Here is a 22,577-nt window from a genome sequence, read left to right as displayed (position 1 = left end):
ATTTTTTAGATAAAAGAATTTTAATTATTACCAATTAGATGGTAGAGGTGCAACAAATTTTATAATATAATTAATATTAAGTTGAAAAGTAAGTATATATTACAAATGGGGAAGGAGAATAGATTTATGAATAAATCAAAAGTATATTATACGAACTTAAGAACAAAATTTGGAGAAACTTTACCATTAAAACTAGAAAAGCTTGTAAAAAAAGCAGGTATAGAAGAAATAGATTTTAAGGATAAGTTTACTGCTATAAAAATACACTTTGGAGAAGCTGGTAACTTAGCTTATTTAAGGCCTAATTATTCAAAAGTTATAGTTGATTTAGTAAAGAATAACGGTGGAAAAGTATTCTTAACAGATTGTAATACATTATATGTTGGAAAAAGAAAAAATGCTTTAGAACATCTTGATACAGCTTATGTAAATGGATATAACCCTTTTGCTACAGGATGCCATGTTATAATAGCGGATGGACTTAAGGGAACAGATGAAGCTCTTGTAGAAGTTAAGGGTGGAGAATATGTCAAAGAAGCTAAAATAGGACAAGCTATAATGGATGCAGATATATTTATTAGTATGAATCACTTTAAAGGACATGAGTCAACTGGATTTGGAGGAGCACTTAAAAATATAGGTATGGGATGTGGTTCTCGTGCTGGTAAGATGGAGATGCATAGTAGTGGTAAACCATTTATACAAGAAGATAAATGTGTGAGTTGCAAGGCTTGTTACAAAAATTGTGCTCATGGAGCTATAAGTTTTAATGTAAATAAAAAAGCACAGATAAATCATGATAAATGTGTTGGATGTGGAAGATGTATAGGAAGTTGTAATTTTGATTCAGTAAAAGCTGCTGGAGATGAAGTAAATGATGTATTAAATAAAAAAATTGCAGAATATTCTTATGCAGTATTAAATGGAAGACCAAACTTCCATATAAGCTTAGTTGTTGATGTATCTCCATATTGTGATTGCCATGCAGAAAATGATTTACCTATAATACCAGATGTAGGTATGTTTGCATCATTTGATCCAGTTGCACTTGATATGGCATGTGCTGATGCTTGTAATAAGCAGAGTGTAATAAAGGGAAGTAGATTAGATGAAATGGATCACAATTGTTGTGATCACTTTATAAATAATCATCCAGAAACTAACTGGGAGGTCTGTATAGATCACTCTGTTAAGTTAGGGTTAGGTAATAAGAAATATGAATTAATTGAAATATAAGGTATATTAAGTATATAAAAGGGGTTGTTTTATAATAATTAGTAAAACAGCTCCATTTTTATATTATAATTAAAAAATATAATATAAAAATGGTATTGTCTATTGATAAACTTATGAAAAATATAATAAAATAAATTTATCAAACAAATATACAAAAAGTGATTAAAATATTAAAAATTCAATAAAAAGTATTCATATTTGGGAGGGTAATAAAATGAAACTAAAAAAATCTATAGGACTGTTATTTGTGAGCCTATGCCTATCATTAGGATTAGTAGGATGCAATAATAGTGGGAGTAGCAATTTATCTAATTCAAAACAATTAATAGAACTAAATATATCTGCAGCAGCAAGCTTAAAAGAAGTTATGGAAAAAATAGAAGAAGAATATATCAATATAAATGAAAATGTAAAATTAGTTGTAAACTATGGTTCTTCAGGATCTCTTCAATCTCAAATAGAAGAAGGAGCACCATGCGATGTATTTATATCAGCAGGTCAAAAGCAAATGAAAGCATTAGATGATAAAGGGCTTTTGCTAGAAGGTACATATAAAGATTTATTAGAAAATGATTTAGTTTTAATATCATCAAAAAGTAGCGATATAAATAGTATTGATGATTTAACTACAAATAAAGTAAAACACATAGCTGTTGGAGAGCCAGAAAGTGTTCCAGCAGGAAAGTATGCAGATGAAGTTTTAATAAACTTAGAGTTAAAAGATAAAGTAAGTGATAAACTAGTTTTTGCCAAAGATGTTAAAGAGGTTTTAGCATGGACGCAATCGGAAAATGCAGAAGTTGGATTTGTATATTATAGTGATGCTATAAATTCTGATAAAATAAAAATAGTTGAAACTACATCGGATACATCACATACTGCAATAATATATCCTATAGCTGTTATAAAAGATAGTAAGGAACAAGAAGAAGCAAGAGATTTTGAAGAATTTTTATTAAGTGAACAAGGACAATCAATTTTCAAAGAATTTGGGTATAAAAGTATTAAATAGACTTTAAATGGAGGGCTACGGAGTGATTGCAGAATATTCTCCATTATGGATATCGTTAAAATCAGCATTTTTATCAACAGCAATAACTTTTGTAATTGGAATATTAGTATCTTACTTGATGGCAAATTACAAAGGTAGATATAAAGGACTAATAGATGGATTACTTACCCTTCCTTTAGTATTGCCTCCTACAGTAGTAGGATTTTTTTTACTATTATTAATAGGTAAAAATGGATTTGTAGGAAAATTATTATTAAATTTTGATCTAACCTTAGTATTTAGCTTTACTGCAACGGTTATAGCATCGACAGCGGTAGCATTTCCTATGATGTATAGAACATCAAGATCAGCCTTTGAACAAATAGATGATAATCTAATATCTGCAGCAAGAACGTTAGGTCTAAGTGAGTGGAAGATATTTTATAAAATTGCTATTCCTCTAGCATTGCCGGGTATAATTGCAGGAATTGTGCTATCTTTTGCAAGAGCACTAGGTGAGTTTGGAGCCACATTAATGATTGCAGGAAATATACCAGGTAAAACTCAAACTATGCCACTTGCAATATTTTTTGCAGTTGAAGGAAGAGACATGCAAAAGGCAATGATATGGGTATTAATTATTACATTAATTTCTATAATTATGATATTAGTACTTAACTATTGGTCTGAAAATCAGCAAAAGATAATTGGAAAAAGTAGAAAGAAAGGAATATAGATAAATGAGCTTATATGTAGATATAGAAAAGAACTTATCTTCCTTCACCCTAAAAACTAAATTTGAACAAAAAAGTGGTATATTAGGTTTTTTAGGAGAGTCTGGATCTGGAAAAAGTATGACATTAAAATGTATAGCTGGGTTAGAAAATCCAAGTAAAGGTAAAATAATATTAAATGATAGGGTATTATTTGATTCAGAGAAAAATATAAATTTAAATACTCAAGAAAGGAAAGTTGGCTTTTTATTTCAAAACTATGCCTTATTTCCTCATATGAATGTAACTCAAAATATTGAACTAGGTCTTTCTAAATTACCAAAATCAACAAGAAAAGAGATATCTAAAGAATACATAAAACGATTATGTATAGACGGATTAGAAGATAGGTATCCATGGCAACTATCAGGTGGTCAGCAACAAAGAGTGGCATTGGCTAGAGCTTTGGCACCTTCACCAGATATACTACTTTTAGATGAGCCATTTTCAGCCCTAGATTATCATTTAAGAGGAAGTATGGAAAAGGAGTTAATAAGTATATTAAATGCATATAAAGGTGACGTTATATTTGTTACGCATGATAGGGAGGAGTCTTATCGTGTATGTGATGATATATTAGTATATGATAAGGGAATAAGTATGCCCAAAAGGGAAGTTCATGATTTATTTGATAAGCCTATGTCTTATACTGAGGCTAAAATTACTGGATGCAAAAATATAAGTGAAATAGATATATTCGATGATAATATAATTTATTCAAGAGATTGGAATATTAAATTTAAGCTAAATAAAAATATAGATAAAAAAATAAAGTACATAGGAATAAGAGCTCACTATATATCAATTGTACATGAAGAATCTAATAATACATTTAATTTAAAAATAAATAATATAATTGAAAATCCTTTTAGTTATACTTTGTTTGCAAAAAATGATAATTGTATAAAAAGTATTCAATTAGAGGTAAGTAAAAATATAAAACCTTTAAATATTGGAGATAATGTGTTAGTAAAATTTGAAGAAGATAAAATATTCTTATTTTAATATATAAAAAAGTATGTAATGCATTATTATAAATATAAAAATGATGTAATCAATAAATTTTTATATCTATAAATAATAATTAAAATAAATAGGAGATAGTTATGTTTTTTATAGGAATTTTAGGTATAGATAAAAAAACAAAGAAATTAAAGAGTTACATAATATAACTTGTAATAATTGTGATAATTTAAGTGTAATGAAATTAATAAAAAATTACACTTATTTTCATATATTTTTCATACCTATTTTTAAATGGAATGAAAGTTATTATTTAATGTGTAAAAACTGTGATTCTATATATAGTATATCTAATGAAAAGGGAAATGCTATAGAAAAAGGATTGGATTCAAACCTAACTTATTGGGACTTGAATGAAATTAAAACTGATAATAGATGTAAGAATTGTGGAAATAAAATAGATAATGATTACAGATACTGCCCTTATTGTGGAGAACAAATATAAATATATTGGTTATAGGAGCTACTTTGATTTTTTAGTAGCTCCTATTTTTATAAAAAATAAAATATATATTGCATTATCAAAATGATAATTGTATAATATGATTATTGTATTATCATTTTGATAACACGATCATAATAATTAAGAATTTTAAGTTAAAATTCTTAATTCATAATAATTATATAAATTTATATATAGTGTTTTGTTAAAAAAATAAAATAAATTTAGAAATTTGCTTAAAAATTATATTGACTAGACTATGTTAATAATATATCATAGTCTTATGAGCGATAATTAAATAAATTTATATAAAATTATATTTATTATGGTACATTCAACAAAAAAATACATAAATATGCTTATTAGGAGGAATTATAAAATGGGAAAAAGTTCATTTTTATCAGAATTTCTTATGATTACTGATATAAAAACTGTTATTTTTATATCAATTCTTATAGGAACATTTTTCATAGTTAATGTTTTTGAAAAAAAGAAAATTAAATTTTCGACTAGAACAATTTATGCAACTATGATAGGTCTTTTATTAGGAGTCATAATACAAGTAGTAGCAGGACTTCCAGAAGATCCAACTCAAGTTACTTGGCTACAAGAAGTAAGTAAATGGTATGGTCTATTTGGATCTGGATTTATGGATTTACTAAAAATGTTAGTTGTTCCATTAGTATTTGTATCTATATTAAGAGTTATAATTAATATGGGTGAAGGAGAAGATTTAGGAAAACTTACATTTAGATCTTTAGGTATGCTACTTGGAACGACTGCACTAGCAGCAACAGTTGGTATAGTGGTTGCAAATCTTATGAAGTTAGGGGTTGGTAGCACTAATATAGTAGAGTCTACAACTGAAATGAGAGAAATAACGCCTTTAGTAGATACATTAAGAGGTCTTTTACCATCAAATCCAGTTGCATCTATGGCAGAAGGGAATATAGTTGCAATAATAATATTTGCTACATTCTTAGGATTGGCAGTTAAGAGACAAAGAAAGAAATATGCAGACATAATCAAGCCATTTGAAAATTTAGTTGAAGCATTTTATAAAATAATAGTAAGTGTGGCTATGACTGTAATAAAGTTTATGCCTTATGCAGTAGTAGCAATGCTTGCAAATACTATAACAGCTCGTGGATTATCATCTATGATATCTGTATTTGAGTTTGTAGCTGCACTTTATATATCTGTAGCAATATTATTTATAATACATTTAGTAATAATTACTTTAAATGGGTTAAATCCAATAACTTATGTAAAAAATGCAGTAGAGCCTTTACTTTTAGGATTTACATCTAGATCAAGCTTAGGAACATTACCAGTAACGATAGAAACTTTAAAAGATAAGCAAGGTGTAGATGAAAGTGTAGCAAGTTTTACAGCAAGTTTAGGTGCTAATATGGGGATGAATGGATGTGCAGGAATATATCCAGCTTTAGTTGCAGTAACTGTAGCTAATATGGCTGGTGTTGAGATGAATGCTAGTTTCTATGCAATGCTATTTATAGTAATAACTATAAGTTCATTAGGAATAGCAGGACTTCCTGGAACTGCTACAATGGCAGTGTCAGTAGTTTTATCAGGGGTTGGCCTTGGCGCATATTTCCCATTAGTAGGAGGAATAATAGCTATAGATCCTATATTAGATATGGGGCGTACTATGATAAACGTAAATGGGGCAAGTACTACAGCTATATCAGTTGCAAAATCTTTAGGAAAATTAGATAAAAATATTTTTAATGGGAATATAGAAAAAGAAAATAATAAAGAAAAAACTGCTTAGTTAACAAAAAGGTGATTCTTGATGATAGAATCACCTTTTTTACTATATAAATAAAATTTAATTATATAAAGGATATTATTATCTATAAATTATACATAATTCAAATAGATCTAATAAAAAATAACAAAATACTTATTTTAATCAAAAATAAGTATAAATTTATGAAAAATTTTGCTATGTATATACTGTAAACGCTATGTAAGCATCTTTTGACAAAAATGTCAATTGACAGAATAGAAACGAATAGTTACAATTTAGTTACATAATCCTAAATGGCAAGCAATATAAATTAAAAGTAAACTTTATGAGGTTATAATACAGGGGGAAACTTATGAAAATTAAAGAAAGTAAGTTGATTGCACTATTTTTAGGGACATCATTGGTACTATCAGTTTCTTTAGCTGGATACTGGACTTTAAATAAAGAGCAAGTTTCTATAATTATTAAGGGGGAAGAAATTAAAGTATCTACATTTAAGAAAAGCGTAAAAGAGTTGCTTGATGAGAATGGAATAAAATACGATGATAATGATATAATAACTCCAAGCTTAGACTCAGAAGTAAAGGACTATATGGATATTAAAGTAGTTGATGTAACTACGTCAACAGTAAGTGAAAAAGAAGAGATACCTTTTGAGGTTCAGTTACTAGAAGATAATGAACTACTTAAAGGAAAAACAGAAGTAGCTCAAGAAGGTGAATCTGGAGAAAAAGAATTAACTTATACACTTACATATCATGATGGAAAATTAATTAAAAAAGTACTAGAAGAAGAACGCATATCTAAAGAGCCTACTAATAAGATTGTAAAAAGTGGAACCAAAGAAGAAATTATAGTAGCATCAAGATCAACAACGTCAAGAAATACATCACAAGAATTAGGAGAAACGTCGTCTTCAATAAGCGGAACTCATATGTCTGTAGTTGCAACTGCATATGCAGGTGATTCTATAACATCTACAGGAACAATACCTAAATGGGGTACTATAGCTGTAGATCCAAGTGTAATACCATATGGAAGTAGGGTGTATATACCTCAATTTGATATGACATTTATAGCGGAAGACTGTGGAGGTGCTATAAAGGGCAATAAAATTGATATATTTATGAATAGTGAATCTCAGTGTATACAATGGGGAAGAAGAAGTATTGATATATATATAAAATAGGGTTATAAATTTGGTTATATATACTTTACTTACATAAAAAATTGTATTACTATTAAATGTGTAAATTTAATTATACTAAAAGATATAGATTTAAAAGGAGAAATATATATGGGATACAAAGCAAGTTATGAAACATGGTTAAATAATCCTTATTTTGATGATGCAACAAAAAAAGAGCTAAATCTTATAAAGGATAATGAAAAAGAAATAGAAGATAGATTTTATAAAAATTTAGAGTTTGGAACAGCAGGTCTTAGGGGTGTAATTGCAGCAGGAACAAATAGAATAAATAAATATACAGTAAGAAGAGCTACATTTGGACTAGCTAATTACATAGAAAAAAATACAACTGAAGAAGAGAAAAATAGAGGTGTAGTGATAGCACATGATAATAGACATATGTCTAGAGAATTTTGTATAGAGGCTGCTAATACATTAGCTGCATGCGAAATAAAGGCATACATATTTGATAGTTTAAGAACAACTCCTGAATTATCATTTGCGGTTAGAAGTTTAAATACTATAGCAGGTATAGTTATAACAGCAAGTCACAATCCACCAGAATATAATGGATATAAAGTGTACTGGGAAGATGGGGCTCAAGTAATGCCTGAAATAGCTAATGCTATAACAGATGAAATAAATAGTATAGAGGATTATAGTATAATACCAACTATAACTGAAGAAAATAAAAGCTTAGTTGTAATGTTAGGAAAAGAACAAGATACAGCTTTTATAGAAGAAGTTAAAATTCAATCAATAAGAAGACATGTTATACAAAAAGTAGGAAAAGAATTTAAAATAGTATATACTCCACTTTGTGGAACTGGAAATGTACCAATAAAAAGAGCCTTAAATGAAGTAGGATTTGAAAATGTGCTTATAGTTCCTGAAGAGGAAATGCCAGATCCAAACTTTGCTGGAATAGAATATCCTAACCCAGAAGAACAAAAGGCATTAACAAGAGGAATAGAACTTGCTAAAGCTAGTGGATCTGACTTAGTAATAGCAACTGATCCTGACTGTGATAGAGTTGGTGTAGCCGTTAAAACTGTTAGTGGAGATTATGCACTTTTAACTGGAAACCAAATAGGTGGACTTTTAACTAATTATATAATAGAAGGTTTAAAAGAAAATAATAAGCTAAAAGATGATTCAGTTCTTATAAAAACTATAGTTACATCTGAATTTGGAGCGGATATAGCAAAAGCTAACAATATAGATGTAATGAATGTGCTTACTGGATTTAAATTTATAGGTGAAAAAATAAAATCTTTTGAAGAAACTAATAAAAATACATATCTTTTTGGATATGAAGAAAGTTATGGATACTTAGTAGGAACTCATGCAAGAGATAAAGACGGAGTTGTTGCTTCATTATTAATAGCTGAAATGGCAGCGTACTATTATTCTAAAGGAATGAGTTTATATGAAGGGTTATTAGAATTATATAAAAAGTATGGATTCTTCAAAGAAAAGACTATTTCTATAACATTAAAAGGTATAGAGGGGCTTAATAAAATTCAAGAAATAATAAGTTATTTTAGAAATACTGAAATATCTAGTATAAATAATGTTAAAGTCGTAGATTTAAAAGATTATCAAAAAGGTATAGATAATCTTCCTAAGGCAAACGTATTAAAATACTTCTTAGAAGATGAATCTTGGATAGCTGTTAGACCATCAGGAACTGAGCCTAAGCTTAAATTTTATATAGCTGTAAAAGGGGAAAATGAGGAAAATGCAAATGAAAAGCTAGATGGAATAAAGATTAGTTTAGATAAAATTTTAAATAATGTAATGGATGTAGAAACTGTAAAATAAATATAAAAAGGTGCGAATATCATCGCACCTTTTTATATTTCATAGTATTATATAAATATAAAATAAAAAGGAGGAAAGATAATGGTAAAAGTAACAAAAGAAAATATTCTAGAAATAATAAGAAAATCAAGATATAGTGAAATAAACTCTAAAGCAGCAGAAATAGCATTTTACTTATTACTATCTCTATTCCCTTTTTTACTATTTACTATAAATGCATTAGCATATATACCAATAATGCAAACAAATAGGTACATATACATATTAGAAAAAATAATACCTCAAGGTGCATTTGATATAGCATCTTCTATGATACAATCAGCTATAGACAATAGAAGTATTAGTTTAGTTATAACCAGTTTTTTTCTTACTATATGGACATCATCAAGAGCAGTTAGAGGATTAATTAGAAGTATTAATAGAGCATATAATGTTAAAGAAACTAGATCTTATTTTAAAGTATTTCGTATTGCAATGATTTTTACTATAATGCTTTTGATACTTATATTTTCATCCATGATATTTTTAGTTTTTGGCGAAAGGTTAGGTCATTTTCTATTGAATTATATAGGCGTAGATAGGGTTCTTATAAATATATGGAATATGTGGAGATATTTGATTGGTTTATCAACTATGATTATAATATTTCTAAGTTTATATATGTATACTCCAAACAAAAAAGTAAAAATAAAAGATGCTATACCTGGTTCTATTATATCAACTATATCTTGGTTTTTCATATCCTATGCATACTCATATTATGCTAGTCATTTTGCAAACTATGAAGTTATATATGGTAGTATAGGCGGAGTAATAATTTTAATGACTTGGATGTATTTAAGTAGCTGGGCTATATTAATTGGATCAGAGGTTAATGCAAAATTATATCTTATAAGAAATATAAGATATAAAACTAAGATAAAAAGAAAAATATATAAAAATAAATGAAAATATTAACTTTTTTGTAGGATGTTTTGTATAATATAAATACAATGAATTATTTAATTTATATAAAAAGGAAAATTAATATTATTGACATAATAGAGGAATATTAATTAAAATTAATTAAATAAAAGTTGATAAAAATAAAAGTGATGAATAGGAAGAGTAAATTTAACTCGGTTACCAGAGATGGAAGCTCATAGGCTGAAAGGCTTTCTTAATTAGAAAAATTGAAAACTACCTAGGAGCTGCATTCTGAAGTTATCTTTGATGTTAGTAAGAATAGCCGTTTGACAACGTTAAAGTTATAAGTGGATTTTATAAATCAAATTAGGTGGAACCGCGGGAATATACTCTCGTCCTTTTATTAAAGGATGAGAGTTTTTTGATTATAAATAACAAATAGTATAAAAAATAATATAAAGGTGATGAATAGGAAGAGTAAATTTAATTCGATTATCAGAGATGAAAGTTTATAAGCTGAAAGGCTTTCTTAATTAGAGGAATTGAAAAATACCTAGGAGCTGCTAGAAAAACTAGCCGTTAGCTGCGATAAAGTATCAAGTGAGTTTAAGTACTAATTTGGGTGGAACAGCGAACAGACTCGTCCCATTATATATGGATGAGTCTGTTTTTTTATAAATTTAAATCTATGGAGGTATGAAAATGAGAATAGGAATATTAGGTTATGGAACAGTAGGAAGTGGATTAATAGATGTTATTGATAATAATAAAAATAAAAGAAATATAGAAGTTATTAACATTTTAGTAAGAGATAAAAGTAAGTATGAAGGGTTAAAATATTACAATAAATTAACAACTGATATAGATGAAATATTTAATAAAAACTTAGATGTAATAGTTGAAGTAATGGGAGGATTGCATCCTTCATTAGAATATATAAAAAGAGCTTTAGAATGTAAGATAAATGTGGTTACAGCAAATAAAGATTTATTGGCAGAGTATGGTGATGAATTAGTTAGATTAGCAAAAGAAAATAATGTTACTATAAAATTTGAAGCATCAGTAGGAGGAGGTATTCCTGTACTAAAACCATTAATAGAATCCTTAGAGGGAAATTGTATAAATAGCATATATGCAATATTAAATGGAACTACAAATTTTATATTATCAAAAATGTATAATGAAAATTTATCTTATGATGTTGCTTTAAAACAAGCACAAGATTTAGGTTTTGCTGAATCTAATCCGGAATCAGATGTATTAGGATATGATGCAGCTAGGAAATTATCTATATTATCTACTTTAGCTTATGATAACAGAGTTTATTGGAAAGATTTATATTTAGAAGGGATAACTAATATAGATAAAAAAGATATAGAATATGCTAAAAGATTAAATTGTAAGATTAAGCTAGTAGGTCAAAGCAAATATGAAAATAATAAAATAAGTGGATTTGTAAGACCTGCACTAGTAAGCTATGATAGTATACTTGCAAATATAGAGAATGAATATAATGTGGTAGTTTTAAATGGGGATTCTGTAGGCGAAGTATCATTTGTAGGTAAAGGTGCAGGTAAACTTGCAACAGGTAGTGCAGTTTATGGTGATGTAATTGATATATTAGATAATAGATTTTCATCAATAGATTCATTTACAAAAGAAAAAGTAGAAGTAAACAAAACTTTAGATAATAGCTGTAGTGCGTTACTTAGATTTAAAAGTAATAGTATAAATGAAATATTAGATATATTAAAAGATGAAATGAAGGATTATAGTATATTAAATGATAACGAAGAATTGGCTATATTTGTTGATGCAGATTCAGAGTATGAAATAAATAATAGCCTGGATAAGATATCTAAAAAAGATTACTGCTGTTTAATAAGCAAATTAATAAAAATAAATTAATATAAATAGCGTGTAGATAAAATAAATTTATGTACACGCTTAAGTAATTATCTAGTAAAAATTAATTCACAATCACTAGATAATTCATTATTAAATTTATAACCCATTAAATCAAAACTTTTTAAGTCCATTATATTATCAATTTTATTTTTTATAATAAACTTAGACATATGACCTCTAGCTTGTTTTGAATACATACCTATAACTTTATATTTATTGTTTTTTTCATTGAAGTCTTTGAATTCTACATTGACAAATTTACATGTCTTATTCAATTCTTTTATATCAATAGCTTTTACATATTCAGAGGAAGCTAAATTTAGTAAAGTTTTATTATTATGGGTAGATAGCTCTTTTATAATAAAATCAGTTATTTTATCTTTCCAAAATTTATATAAGTTTTTACCTTCTTTATTTTCAAGTTTTGACTTCATTTCTAGCCTATATGGTTCTATTACATCACACGGAGATAAAACTCCATATAATCCAGAAAGTATTTTAAAGTGATCTGTAGCAAAGTCAAAATCATCTTCAGTGAAGTTAGAAACATTCATACAGTTAAAAACTTCACCATTAAAAGCTAATATGCTTTGCAATCTAACATTACTATCTAAGCCATAATTTTCATATCTAATTAGATTTAGTTTACTAAGGTCTTCGCTTAAATTCATAAGGTTTTGAACTTGGTAAATATCTAAATTTTTTAATAGTCTCATTAAATAATTAGCTTCATCTATAAAATAAGGAATAGAAGATTTATTTAAAGATATATTTTTATCAAACTTCATTGTTGTTGTTGGAGATATTATCGTTATCATACTTAGTCCACCTTTATATTATAATACTTTTAATATATACCAATATAAGTACATAATAAACAAATATATATAATAAATAATATAAAAAATAAATAGAACATACTATTGAATTTAAAAAACATACACTATATCATCTAGGAATGATATTGATAATGTATTAACTTTAAAAAGTATTGAATAAATAATAAATATGATATACAATATAAAAAGTAGTGTACGCTAAATAAACTGAAAAATATATATAGGGGGAATATTTAATGATAAAAGTAGGTATAAATGGATTTGGAAGAATAGGACGAAATATTTTAAGAATAGCGCAATCTATGTTAGATGAGAATATAGAAATAGTTGCAATAAATGCTAGAGCAGATGCAAATACTTTAATTCACTTATTTAAATACGATTCATGTTATGGAATCTTTAATGGTAAGGTAGAAGTGAAAGATGAAAATACTATTAAAGTTAACTCTAATGAAATAAAAATACTTAGATATAATGATCCAGAAGATATACCATGGAAGTCTATAGGTGTAGATATTGTTATAGAATCTACTGGAATGTTTACTCAAAAAGAAAAAGCATTAAAACATATAAAGGCAGGGGCTAAGAAGGTTATAATAACTGCTCCAGGTAAAGATGAAGATATAACCATTGTTATGGGAGTAAATGAAGAAAAATATAAAGATGAAAAACATAATATAATTTCTAATGCATCTTGTACAACAAACTGTCTGGCACCACTTGTAAAAGTTCTAGATGATAAATTTGGAATTGAAAAAGGGTTAATGACAACGATACATGCATACACTAATGATCAAAGAATATTAGATAAGAATCATAAAGATTTGAGGAGAGCAAGAGCAGCAGGTGAATCAATGATACCAACAACAACAGGGGCTGCAAAAGCTGTGGCAAAAGTACTACCTCAATTAGAAGGAAAATTAAATGGATTCTCAGTTAGAGTTCCAACTCCTACAGTATCATTAGTAGACCTTGTTTGTGAGCTTAAAGAGGATGTAACTATAGATGAAGTAAATAGGGCTTTGAAAGAGGCATCAGAAGGAAATTTAAATGGAATACTAGGATATTCTGAGGAACCGTTAGTTTCTATAGACTATAGAGGTGATAGTAGATCATCTATAGTAGATGGATTATCCACTATGATAATTGATAAGAATATGGTGAAAGTTGTATCTTGGTACGATAATGAATGGGCATACTCTACAAGAACTATAGATTTAGTTAATTATGTATCTAAGAATATGAAATTAGGCTAAAATATTTAGTAAATATTATATGTCATTCAAAAAGTGACAAAAAACGCCTAAAAATATTGCAAATCCCATATTTAGTAATTATAATAAGATATATTAATTATAAAAATATATATAGGAGGAACAATATGGAAGCAGAAAAAGTCTTGAAAATGGATGAATCTATTTCATCAAGAAAAGTTAAAGCTGTTAACTTAGAGACATTTATATTTTTAGGTGTTTTGGTTATTGGTTTTGGATATATAGCTAGCGTTATGGGAGCTGGAATAATGTTTAAAGTTATAATGAACACGGCTCATGATTTACTTTTAAATACTGTATTTTTAATAATGGCAATGGCAGTATTAGCAGGCGCCTTAAGTGCCTTACTTTCTGAATTTGGAGTTATTTCACTGATAAACAAATTATTTAAAGGATTTATGAAACCTTTATATGGATTACCAGGTGCCAGCATAACTGGAGCTATAGCAACGTATTTATCTGATAATCCAGCTATAATATCTTTTGCAAAAGATAAGAACTTTACTAAATACTTTAAAAAGCATGAAATACCAGCTTTATGTAATCTAGGTACAGCTTTTGGAATGGGACTTATACTTACAACATTTATGATATCTCAAGGTAAAGAATATGCGTTACCAGCTATCATAGGTAATATATCAGCAATAATAGGTAGCATTATAAGTGTTAGAATAATGCTATATTTCACAAAAAGGTTTTATAACTATGATTGTAGTAAAGATATTAATACCAATAATTTAAAAAATGATACTGAATATAGAGAAATAAGGGACGGTAATATATTTCAGAGGATATTAGATGCAATGTTAGAAGGTGGAAAAAATGGAGTAGAGATGGGAATAGCTATAATACCAGGTGTATTAGTAGTTTGTACTATGGTTATGATTCTTACATTTGGACCATCAACAGACCCAATTACAGGAGCGCCTATTTATACAGGAGCAGCTTATGAAGGAATAGCTTTACTTCCTATTATAGGAGAAAAGTTAAGTTTTATATTAGAACCGTTATTTGGATTTACATCTCCAGAAGCAATAGCATTTCCGATAACTTCACTAGGGGCTGTTGGAGCAGCTATGTCTTTAGTTCCTCAATTTATTATTGATGGAGTAATAACTCCAAATGACATAGCAGTATTTACTGCTATGGGTATGACTTGGAGTGGATATTTAAGTACACATGTAGGAATGATGGATGCATTAAATGCTAGGGGATTAACAAGTAAAGCTATAATATCTCATACTATAGGTGGTATATGCGCAGGAATGTCAGCACACTTTTTATATATGTTATTATCATAAAAATTAAATACATAAAAGAAAAGGTGTATCTAAATTAATTTTATAATTTTGATACACCTTTTTGTTAACGATTATTAATGATCTTGATGTTTTTTATGACTACTTATAGGTCTTGCAGTATTTTGACTTACAGAGCCTGTTTTTGATGGTCTAAGTCTTGGTTCTAAGTTAAGCTCTTCAGATTGTTCTAATTTAAAGTTAGGATTCTTTTTATCATTTCTATTATATCGAGTTTTACTATCTTCTCTTTTATGTTTATTTAATGTCATATTAACCTCCTAAAAATGAAAAATAATATATTAATAATTTAACCTAAAATATAATTAGTATTCTTTATGAATTATAAATGTAAAAATAGATAATCATATATTTAGATAAATTTTCAGTGGATTTTGGAAAAAGGAGGCAATAATTTGAGTATAGCTATTAGTATATTAGGAGGTTTGGGACTTTTTTTATATGGTATGAACCTAATGGCGCAAGGTTTGCAAAACTCTGCAGGTAATAAGTTAAAAAAAATAATAGGGTTATTGACAAGTAATGTAGTCATGGGAGTACTAGTAGGAACTGTTGTTACTGCAATAATACAAAGTTCAAGTGCTACTACTGTAATGGTTGTTGGGTTTGTAAATGCTGGAATAATGACGTTAAATCAAGCTATAGGAGTTATAATGGGAGCTAATATTGGTACGACAGTAACAGCTCAATTAGTTAGTTTTAAACTAGAAGGGCTTGCTCCAATATCATTAGGGATAGGTATAATTTTATATCTTTTTTCTAAGAAAGCCAGTGTAAAAAATATTGCGGAAATACTTTTAGGATTTGGTATATTATTTACAGGAATGGAATTTATGAAAGATGCTGTAAAACCATTAGCTGAATACAAAGGTTTTACAGATGCTTTAATTAGTTTTGGACATAGACCAGTACTAGGATTATTATTAGGATTTGCTATTACAGGTATAGTACAAAGTTCTAGTGCATCAATGGGTATGTTAATAGCTCTTGCAGCGCAAGGATTGATTCCACTTAGTTCAGCACTTCCTATACTTTATGGTGATAATATAGGAACTTGTGTAACATCACTAATTTCTAGTATAGGAGCTAGCAGGAATGCAAAGAGAGCAGCTATAATGCACTTGTTATTTAATATAATAGGAAGTTTACTATTCTTACTTATATTAAATAGACCTATAACATACATTGTAACAAGAATAGATCCAACAGATGCAGCAAGACAAATAGCAAATGCTCATACTTTATTTAACTTAATAAATGTTGCTATACTATTACCATTTTCTAAATATATAGTAAAATTAGCAATGCTTGTAGTTCCAGACAACAATGATAAAAATGATGAAAAAAGCACTAAATATCTTGACGAAAGAATGTTAGAAACACCATCTATAGCTCTAGGAAATACTGTAAAAGAAATAATGAGAATGGGAGATATAGCTAAAATTTGTTTATCAAGTTCTATGGATGGATTTGTAAATAAATCGGATAAAAGTATAAAAATTGCACTAGAAAATGAAGAAACCATAAATGTATTACAAAAAAGTATATTAAATTATCTGCTTAATTTATCTAAGACATCTCTTCCAAATAATTTAGTGGAGTCAGTAGATGGTTTATTTAATACAGTGAATGATATAGAAAGAATAGGAGATCACTCTGAGAATATAGCAGAACTAGCGCAAACAGCTATTTCAGAAGATCTAGATTTATCAAATGAGGGTGTTGAAGAAATAAGTCATATGTATGATTTAGTATTTGAAAATTTAAAAGGCGCACTTAAGCTAATTGATGAAGAAGATACTTACTTAGCAAATGAAATTTTAGAAAGAGAAGATGAAGTAAATAAGATAGAAAAATCAATACGTGTAAATCATATATATAGACTTAATAATGATAAGTGTGAAGTAGATTCTGGTATTTTATATATAGATCTAATTAGTAATCTAGAGAGAATTTCAGATCATTGTGCTAATATTGCTAAAAGAGTATTAGAGTAAAATAAAAGTAGCATAGTTATTCAATAAAAATAGCTGTGCTACTTTTATTTATAAGTATGTGATATAATAATATAAGATTATTATAATGGTAAAGGTGGGCTAGTAATGAAAGTAGTTAAAGATGCTATATACTCGAAATATTTTAGCTATGATATTGACGAAGATATAATTATTTATGAAGGTAGATTTTGTATTTATTTAGACAAAAAATATAAATGCAATGGAATAATTTATTATAAAATGATACCGCCGATGTCTATAAATTTTGAAGCATCTATAATACATACTCAAGAAGAAGATTTTGACCTAGCCTTAGACTATGACAATGCAATATTAGAGGTCTATGGATATAAACCTGCATATGTAACTGTAAATTCGATAAATAATGATAATATAGATGGATACATAAATGATAATAATTTAAAGTCTAAAAATACTTATGTTGAATATATAGATTTTAATATAATTAATTTAGATCAACTTCCTGGGAAGCTTATAAACTATGAAAGTAAACTTTTTGCAGGTAGAATTGAGTTTGAGGTAAATGATTTTAAGATTATAATAGATAAGCGGTATGATTATAGGAAAGAATTAAATGAAGAATTAAAAATTAAATCTGGATCTATAATAACCCATGTAGGTAGGATATTAAAAAAAGACAATAGTTTATTTAAGACTAATAATATTGATAATATTTTAGATAGAATAGCTACATCACTTAGCTTTATGTGTGGTAGATATATAGATATATGCCTGGCTAATGGATATTTAAATAATAAAAATGTTTATAGGCTTTGGAGAGAATGTATAGTTACACCATTTAAATTTGTTCCAACATGGAGTGATACCATTTCAAATTATTATAATATAGAAAAATACATATCGTTAATGTGTACAAAATTAGAAGATAGCTATTATGAACCAACTATAAAGCACATTATAGACTGGTACATAGAATCATCAAATAATATAACTTTAGAAAATAATATAATATCAGTTCAAATTGCTCTTGAAGCATTATCATATGTTGTTTTAGTAGAAATATATGAGATTATTGATGAGGTAGATTTTGATGAAAATTCATCATCTAAAAATATTAGGATGCTTTTAGATATGTGTAAAATACCATATGGGCAAAAAGAATTGTACTTATTTGATGATTGGATTAAAAGTAAGTTTGATGATGGTGTAGACTTGGTAATATACTTTAGAAATAAAATTGTACATCCAAGTAGAAAAGGACATAGAGCTAATTTAAGTGTTGATGATATGTGGAATATAATTCAGATTGGGACAAGATACATAGAACTTGCGTTATTATATCTTATAGGATACAAAGGTGAATACTCAAATCGATTAAAATATAGATCGTATGGAGAAGTTGAGTTAGTTCCATGGAATTTAATATAATAAAAATTATAAGAAATGATTAAAACATAAATAATAAGGGTAGATACTAAAAATAATGATAAATGAAAGGAATTTTTTAATTTTAATATGATTAAGTTTTATGGATATGCTAAATGTTCAACTGTTAGAAAAGCTAAAAAATGGTTAAATGAAAATAACATACAGTTTGAAGAGATCGAAATAACTGAAAATCCACCAAGTAAAGAAGAATTAGAAAGAATATATAAACTTAGTGGATATGAAATAAAGAAGTTTTTCAACACTAGTGGAGTTAAATACAGAGAGCTAGGGCTTAAGGATATAATTAAAAATGAATCAGAGAATAAACTTTTAGAAATATTATCAAGTGATGGTATGCTTATAAAAAGACCATTAGTTTATGATGATAAAAATGTTTTATTAGGATTTAAAGAAGATGAATGGAAAAATAAATTATTATAAAAAAAAGCGTAGTAACTTATAAAAAGTTAACTACGCTTTTTTTGAAATTTTGCGATTACATCAATCATATTATCTTTTATTTCATTACTTAAAACCGTAGATTTTAATTTAGGATTTTCTATATGATCATATACTGGATCTAAGAATTCTACCTCAACATTCATAGACTTAATTTTACCAATTGGCTCGTATCCACTATATGTTTCTTTAGAATTTTTTATTACTAATGGGATTATAGGGCAATTAGCTTTATATGCAATTTTTAGTGAGCCAGCTCTAAAATCTGATATTAAAGCATTTGGATCTTTTACCCATGTTAAATCTCCCTCTGGAAATATAGCCATACTGTGTCCTTCTATTATATTTTTAGAAGTCTCTATTATACTTTTTATGCCTTCTCGAGTATTTTCTCGATTTATATATACGCATTTTATTAGTTTAACCCAGTGACTTATAACAGGCATATTTCTCCAAACAGGAACATCTGCAATGACAACTCCAATAGGTCTATCAACACTAGCTAATAATATGAAGCTATCTAACATACTAGAATGATTTATTATAAATAAAGACGGGTCTTCTGGTAATCTATCTTTTCCTAAAACGTTTAAATTAATATTTACAATAGAAAGTGCTTTTCTAGCATGTTTTTGTAAAAAACTAAACATTTCATCAACCGAGTACTTACTAGGATTTAATTCATATTTAATTAATTTTGGAATAGCTAAGCATAATACTAATATTAAATAAAGTACGAATTTTATATAGTTAAGCAATTATTTCATCTCCTTAAAATATTAATAATACCATTAATGATTTTATCATAAAATGAATTTATTTACAAATTAGAGAATATAAATAAGACAAGGTAACTTATTTAACTATATATATTATTATAGGAGGATGAAATTTAGTGAATAAACTTAGTGGAGTGAGATATGATGAGCGATTTTTAAAAATAAAAATATCTGCAAATACAGGTGATAATATTTTTTTAAAGCTACCAATAAGTTTTGTGAAAAGATTAGTTGCAAATAATGCAATTGACTTCTTCAAAAATCAGGATGATATTATTGATAGTCAAAAACTACTAAAAATAATGCTTGATGCTTTTGAATACAATGTTGTTGGAGAAATAGCATATCTAGAAAGAAGCAATGGAGATAAAATCCGATTTATAATTGATTAATTAAATATAAAAGCGGTTGATAAAATAATTTCACTTTAAATTTATTTTATCAGCCGCTTTGTTTATTTATATAAAATATTAAAAATTAAGTTGACGTAAAATTAAGATATAATTATAATAAAGGTAAACCTATAAATATGATGTGGTTAACTAAAAGGAGAAGTAATTAATGAGATTAAAAACAACAGATATAGTATTAAGTGGACTATTTGCAGCTTTAACTGCTATATTAGCGCAAATAGCTATCCCACTTCCATTTACAACAGTACCATTAACTATGTTAATATTTTCAGTTGCACTTGCTGGAATGATATTAGGATTTAAAAGAGGATTTTTATCTATGGTTATATACTTATTACTAGGTGCAGTAGGAATGCCTGTATTTGCCCAAATGAGTGGGGGTATTGGTATATTACTAGGACCTACAGGCGGATTTTTACTAGGTTGTCCGATTATGGCATTTATAGTTGGATTTGTATCAGAAAGATATTCATCAAAATTATATGTTTTTGTAGCTATGACATTAGGGCTGGTTATGGATTATGCAGTAGGTACAGTTATGTTTTCTATAATTACAAAAGTTAGTATATATCAAAGTATACTATACTGCGTAGCGCCGTTTGTATTTGTAGATTTAATAAAAATAATTTTAGCTATAAGTATAGGTGTAACTGTAAGTAAAAGAATAAGGTTGGTGTAAAATAATGTTAAAAATAAGACCGCACCATATACTTTGTATGAGAGCATATACAGGTAGTGGATATAGCAAAGAATTTTCTATTAAAATAGAAAGTATTATAAGAAATCTTAAAGTATATAATGAGTTTTTGAAGTCTTATAATCTAGAGAACGAAGTAAATAAAGTTGAAATAGTCTACTCTACAGATAGTATTTGTGAAAGTTGTCCAAATAAATTAGATGATAATATATGTAACTCTCAAGAAAAAGTAAATCTAATAGATTGTAAAATGATTAAATACTTTAATATTAAAGAAGGTGTATACAACTATAAATATATAGAAAACTTAGTATATAATAATATTAATGAAGTGATATTTGATGACATATGTAGGAGCTGTGAATGGTACCATGTAACGAACTGCAAAAAATATATATTGTAGTAAAATGAGGGGATATTATGAATAGGGTAAAGGAATTAATAGGTAGAAAATTTTTAAAAGATATAGAATTTTTAGAACTAGAAGATAACGATTGTGTAATTGAATGCAAGTATATAAAACCTCATAATGCTCATTACAATGAATATAAAATTGTAATTGACAATGACGGTTTAATAGAGGAATATCTAGTTTACTTGAAACATTTAGATTAGATAAAATTAAAAATTAAATTATCTTAAAATAAAGTGTTATAAAATACAAAGTTTGCGTAATACTCAATAAACTGTATTTTTATAGCACTTTATTTTTATTAAAGTATAATTATATTAAAAAAACACTAAAAAAACAATTTGTGAAATGTTGGAATTTAAACGTTTTATGAGGTTTTTAAAATGCTTGTTAAAAAAAGTGAATAAATATTATTGAATAAAGAAAAAAAAGCCTATATAATTAATTTGTCGATTGGGATACAGAAAAAAAATATTGTATACCAAAAAAGTCGTAAAAATTGATTGGAGGAATACTTGCTATGGAATTAACAATAGTTGCTAGCGCTGGTACTTTAGAATCAAGTGATATACAAATAATACTAGAACCAAATGAAAATGGTATTGTTATAGAACTTGAAAGTACAGTTAAAGCTCAGTTCGGAGAACAAATTGAAAACGTTATCAAAGAAACTCTTAAAGAACTTAATGTAGAAAATGCAAAAGTATTTGCAAATGACAAAGGGGCTATAGATCCTGTAATAAAAAGTAGAGTACAAACTGCAGTATATCGTTCAGCAAAGTCTAGCGATTACAAGTGGATGTAAGGAGGGGCAAAAATGAAATTAAGACGTTCGATGCTATTTGTTCCTGGAAATAATCCTGGAATAATAAGAGATGTTCATATATATAAGCCAGACTCAGTAATGTTTGA

Annotated in this window: 23 protein-coding genes and 2 other annotated features; of the genes, 20 read left to right on the top strand and 3 right to left on the bottom strand. The window is 27.2% G+C overall.

The features are described from left to right. Window positions 1-126: 126 nt before the first annotated feature. The 10 genes from I2A66_RS07135 (at window position 127) to I2A66_RS07090 (ending at window position 12,066) form a co-directional block, all read left to right on the top strand. Window positions 127-1,236, top strand: a complete 1,110-nt coding sequence (locus I2A66_RS07135; protein ID WP_122640718.1) for a DUF362 domain-containing protein — start codon at window positions 127-129, stop codon at window positions 1,234-1,236. Between the two features lie 214 nt (window positions 1,237-1,450). Beyond that, on the top strand, window positions 1,451-2,248 hold the full coding sequence (gene modA, locus I2A66_RS07130; RefSeq protein WP_122640716.1) for a molybdate ABC transporter substrate-binding protein: 798 nt from the start codon (window positions 1,451-1,453) through the stop codon (window positions 2,246-2,248). A 22-nt stretch (window positions 2,249-2,270) separates the two neighbouring features. Beyond that, complete coding sequence (gene modB / locus I2A66_RS07125; RefSeq protein WP_122640715.1) at window positions 2,271-2,963, top strand: molybdate ABC transporter permease subunit; 693 nt, start codon at window positions 2,271-2,273, stop codon at window positions 2,961-2,963. A 4-nt stretch (window positions 2,964-2,967) separates the two neighbouring features. Further along, the gene (locus tag I2A66_RS07120; RefSeq protein WP_147516115.1) at window positions 2,968-4,005 is read left to right on the top strand and encodes a sulfate/molybdate ABC transporter ATP-binding protein; all 1,038 of its coding nucleotides are present in this window, start codon (window positions 2,968-2,970) and stop codon (window positions 4,003-4,005) included. Window positions 4,006-4,150: 145 nt separating this feature from the next. Continuing rightward, the gene (locus tag I2A66_RS07115; RefSeq protein ID WP_330615466.1) at window positions 4,151-4,468 is read left to right on the top strand and encodes a zinc ribbon domain-containing protein; all 318 of its coding nucleotides are present in this window, start codon (window positions 4,151-4,153) and stop codon (window positions 4,466-4,468) included. Window positions 4,469-4,844: 376 nt separating this feature from the next. Continuing rightward, window positions 4,845-6,260 carry a cation:dicarboxylate symporter family transporter gene (locus tag I2A66_RS07110; RefSeq protein ID WP_243113421.1) on the top strand — a complete coding sequence of 472 codons (1,416 nt, stop codon included), beginning with the start codon at window positions 4,845-4,847 and terminating at the stop codon, window positions 6,258-6,260. A 331-nt stretch (window positions 6,261-6,591) separates the two neighbouring features. After that, window positions 6,592-7,428: a 3D domain-containing protein gene (locus I2A66_RS07105; protein WP_122641208.1), complete on the top strand. Its 837-nt coding sequence runs from the start codon at window positions 6,592-6,594 to the stop codon at window positions 7,426-7,428. 108 nt (window positions 7,429-7,536) lie between these two features. Next, window positions 7,537-9,252: a phospho-sugar mutase gene (locus I2A66_RS07100; protein ID WP_195251325.1), complete on the top strand. Its 1,716-nt coding sequence runs from the start codon at window positions 7,537-7,539 to the stop codon at window positions 9,250-9,252. 81 nt (window positions 9,253-9,333) lie between these two features. Next, the gene (locus I2A66_RS07095) at window positions 9,334-10,200 is read left to right on the top strand and encodes a YihY/virulence factor BrkB family protein (protein WP_122641206.1); all 867 of its coding nucleotides are present in this window, start codon (window positions 9,334-9,336) and stop codon (window positions 10,198-10,200) included. Between the two features lie 137 nt (window positions 10,201-10,337). Then, window positions 10,338-10,561, top strand: a binding site (T-box leader). A 52-nt stretch (window positions 10,562-10,613) separates the two neighbouring features. Beyond that, window positions 10,614-10,809, top strand: a binding site (T-box leader). A 51-nt stretch (window positions 10,810-10,860) separates the two neighbouring features. After that, complete coding sequence (locus I2A66_RS07090; protein WP_122641205.1) at window positions 10,861-12,066, top strand: homoserine dehydrogenase; 1,206 nt, start codon at window positions 10,861-10,863, stop codon at window positions 12,064-12,066. Between the two features lie 47 nt (window positions 12,067-12,113). Here the strand turns inward: I2A66_RS07090 and I2A66_RS07085 are convergent, their stop codons facing one another. Next, window positions 12,114-12,884 (bottom strand): YaaA family protein, encoded by a 771-nt coding sequence (locus tag I2A66_RS07085; RefSeq protein ID WP_147516111.1) that lies wholly within the window; start codon window positions 12,882-12,884, stop codon window positions 12,114-12,116. A 257-nt stretch (window positions 12,885-13,141) separates the two neighbouring features. Here I2A66_RS07085 and gap point away from each other — a divergent pair, with 257 nt between their 5' ends. Next, entirely contained in the window at window positions 13,142-14,161 is a 1,020-nt protein-coding gene (gene gap, locus I2A66_RS07080; protein ID WP_122641203.1) for a type I glyceraldehyde-3-phosphate dehydrogenase, read from the top strand. 125 nt (window positions 14,162-14,286) lie between these two features. Beyond that, on the top strand, window positions 14,287-15,480 hold the full coding sequence (locus I2A66_RS07075) for a CD0519/CD1768 family membrane protein (protein WP_243238687.1): 1,194 nt from the start codon (window positions 14,287-14,289) through the stop codon (window positions 15,478-15,480). Between the two features lie 74 nt (window positions 15,481-15,554). Here I2A66_RS07075 and I2A66_RS07070 read toward each other — a convergent pair whose 3' ends face one another. Next, on the bottom strand, window positions 15,555-15,749 hold the full coding sequence (locus I2A66_RS07070; protein WP_122641202.1) for a hypothetical protein: 195 nt from the start codon (window positions 15,747-15,749) through the stop codon (window positions 15,555-15,557). 144 nt (window positions 15,750-15,893) lie between these two features. Here I2A66_RS07070 and I2A66_RS07065 point away from each other — a divergent pair, with 144 nt between their 5' ends. The 3 genes from I2A66_RS07065 to I2A66_RS07055 all read left to right on the top strand — a co-directional run bounded on the left by I2A66_RS07065 (window position 15,894) and on the right by I2A66_RS07055 (window position 19,346). After that, entirely contained in the window at window positions 15,894-17,495 is a 1,602-nt protein-coding gene (locus tag I2A66_RS07065) for a Na/Pi cotransporter family protein (RefSeq protein WP_122641201.1), read from the top strand. A 105-nt stretch (window positions 17,496-17,600) separates the two neighbouring features. Then, window positions 17,601-18,905: a hypothetical protein gene (locus I2A66_RS07060; RefSeq protein WP_122641200.1), complete on the top strand. Its 1,305-nt coding sequence runs from the start codon at window positions 17,601-17,603 to the stop codon at window positions 18,903-18,905. 87 nt (window positions 18,906-18,992) lie between these two features. After that, window positions 18,993-19,346: an arsenate reductase family protein gene (locus I2A66_RS07055; protein ID WP_122641199.1), complete on the top strand. Its 354-nt coding sequence runs from the start codon at window positions 18,993-18,995 to the stop codon at window positions 19,344-19,346. A 26-nt stretch (window positions 19,347-19,372) separates the two neighbouring features. On the opposite strand, the gene I2A66_RS07050 is transcribed toward I2A66_RS07055, so the two are convergent. Further along, the gene (locus I2A66_RS07050) at window positions 19,373-20,122 is read right to left on the bottom strand and encodes a lysophospholipid acyltransferase family protein (RefSeq protein WP_122641198.1); all 750 of its coding nucleotides are present in this window, start codon (window positions 20,120-20,122) and stop codon (window positions 19,373-19,375) included. 137 nt (window positions 20,123-20,259) lie between these two features. Here I2A66_RS07050 and I2A66_RS07045 point away from each other — a divergent pair, with 137 nt between their 5' ends. The 5 genes from I2A66_RS07045 to citD all read left to right on the top strand — a co-directional run bounded on the left by I2A66_RS07045 (window position 20,260) and on the right by citD (window position 22,470). Next, the gene (locus I2A66_RS07045) at window positions 20,260-20,535 is read left to right on the top strand and encodes a hypothetical protein (RefSeq protein ID WP_207734750.1); all 276 of its coding nucleotides are present in this window, start codon (window positions 20,260-20,262) and stop codon (window positions 20,533-20,535) included. Window positions 20,536-20,704: 169 nt separating this feature from the next. Then, a complete protein-coding gene (locus I2A66_RS07040) occupies window positions 20,705-21,235 on the top strand; it encodes a biotin transporter BioY (protein WP_147516110.1) in 531 nt (176 codons plus the stop codon). Window positions 21,236-21,239: 4 nt separating this feature from the next. Further along, on the top strand, window positions 21,240-21,656 hold the full coding sequence (locus I2A66_RS07035) for a DUF1284 domain-containing protein (RefSeq protein WP_147516109.1): 417 nt from the start codon (window positions 21,240-21,242) through the stop codon (window positions 21,654-21,656). A gap of 17 nt (window positions 21,657-21,673) precedes the next feature. After that, window positions 21,674-21,868, top strand: coding sequence for a hypothetical protein (locus I2A66_RS07030; RefSeq protein WP_122641195.1), 195 nt, complete (start codon window positions 21,674-21,676; stop codon window positions 21,866-21,868). Window positions 21,869-22,185: 317 nt separating this feature from the next. Continuing rightward, window positions 22,186-22,470 (top strand): citrate lyase acyl carrier protein, encoded by a 285-nt coding sequence (gene citD / locus I2A66_RS07025; RefSeq protein WP_122641194.1) that lies wholly within the window; start codon window positions 22,186-22,188, stop codon window positions 22,468-22,470. The last annotated feature ends 107 nt before the right edge of the window (window positions 22,471-22,577 follow it).

The organism is Romboutsia sp. 1001713B170207_170306_H8 (assembly GCF_015550495.1).
Lineage (GTDB): Bacteria > Bacillota > Clostridia > Peptostreptococcales > Peptostreptococcaceae > Romboutsia_E.
Note: the sequence above shows the minus strand (reverse complement) of the source record. Positions and strands in the feature narration are given on the sequence as shown.

Excerpts from the sequence above, each read along its gene's own strand:
- I2A66_RS07135 (WP_122640718.1), top strand. The coding sequence starts at position 127 with ATGAATAAATCAAAAGTATATTATACGAACTTAAGAACAAAATTTGGA.
- modA (WP_122640716.1), top strand. The coding sequence starts at position 1,451 with ATGAAACTAAAAAAATCTATAGGACTGTTATTTGTGAGCCTATGCCTA.
- I2A66_RS07120 (WP_147516115.1), top strand. The coding sequence starts at position 2,968 with ATGAGCTTATATGTAGATATAGAAAAGAACTTATCTTCCTTCACCCTA.
- I2A66_RS07110 (WP_243113421.1), top strand. The coding sequence starts at position 4,845 with ATGGGAAAAAGTTCATTTTTATCAGAATTTCTTATGATTACTGATATA.
- I2A66_RS07105 (WP_122641208.1), top strand. The coding sequence starts at position 6,592 with ATGAAAATTAAAGAAAGTAAGTTGATTGCACTATTTTTAGGGACATCA.
- I2A66_RS07100 (WP_195251325.1), top strand. The coding sequence starts at position 7,537 with ATGGGATACAAAGCAAGTTATGAAACATGGTTAAATAATCCTTATTTT.
- I2A66_RS07095 (WP_122641206.1), top strand. The coding sequence starts at position 9,334 with ATGGTAAAAGTAACAAAAGAAAATATTCTAGAAATAATAAGAAAATCA.
- I2A66_RS07090 (WP_122641205.1), top strand. The coding sequence starts at position 10,861 with ATGAGAATAGGAATATTAGGTTATGGAACAGTAGGAAGTGGATTAATA.
- I2A66_RS07085 (WP_147516111.1), bottom strand. The coding sequence starts at position 12,884 with ATGATAACGATAATATCTCCAACAACAACAATGAAGTTTGATAAAAAT.
- gap (WP_122641203.1), top strand. The coding sequence starts at position 13,142 with ATGATAAAAGTAGGTATAAATGGATTTGGAAGAATAGGACGAAATATT.
- I2A66_RS07075 (WP_243238687.1), top strand. The coding sequence starts at position 14,287 with ATGGAAGCAGAAAAAGTCTTGAAAATGGATGAATCTATTTCATCAAGA.
- I2A66_RS07070 (WP_122641202.1), bottom strand. The coding sequence starts at position 15,749 with ATGACATTAAATAAACATAAAAGAGAAGATAGTAAAACTCGATATAAT.
- I2A66_RS07060 (WP_122641200.1), top strand. The coding sequence starts at position 17,601 with ATGAAAGTAGTTAAAGATGCTATATACTCGAAATATTTTAGCTATGAT.
- I2A66_RS07055 (WP_122641199.1), top strand. The coding sequence starts at position 18,993 with ATGATTAAGTTTTATGGATATGCTAAATGTTCAACTGTTAGAAAAGCT.
- I2A66_RS07040 (WP_147516110.1), top strand. The coding sequence starts at position 20,705 with ATGAGATTAAAAACAACAGATATAGTATTAAGTGGACTATTTGCAGCT.
- I2A66_RS07035 (WP_147516109.1), top strand. The coding sequence starts at position 21,240 with ATGTTAAAAATAAGACCGCACCATATACTTTGTATGAGAGCATATACA.
- I2A66_RS07030 (WP_122641195.1), top strand. The coding sequence starts at position 21,674 with ATGAATAGGGTAAAGGAATTAATAGGTAGAAAATTTTTAAAAGATATA.
- citD (WP_122641194.1), top strand. The coding sequence starts at position 22,186 with ATGGAATTAACAATAGTTGCTAGCGCTGGTACTTTAGAATCAAGTGAT.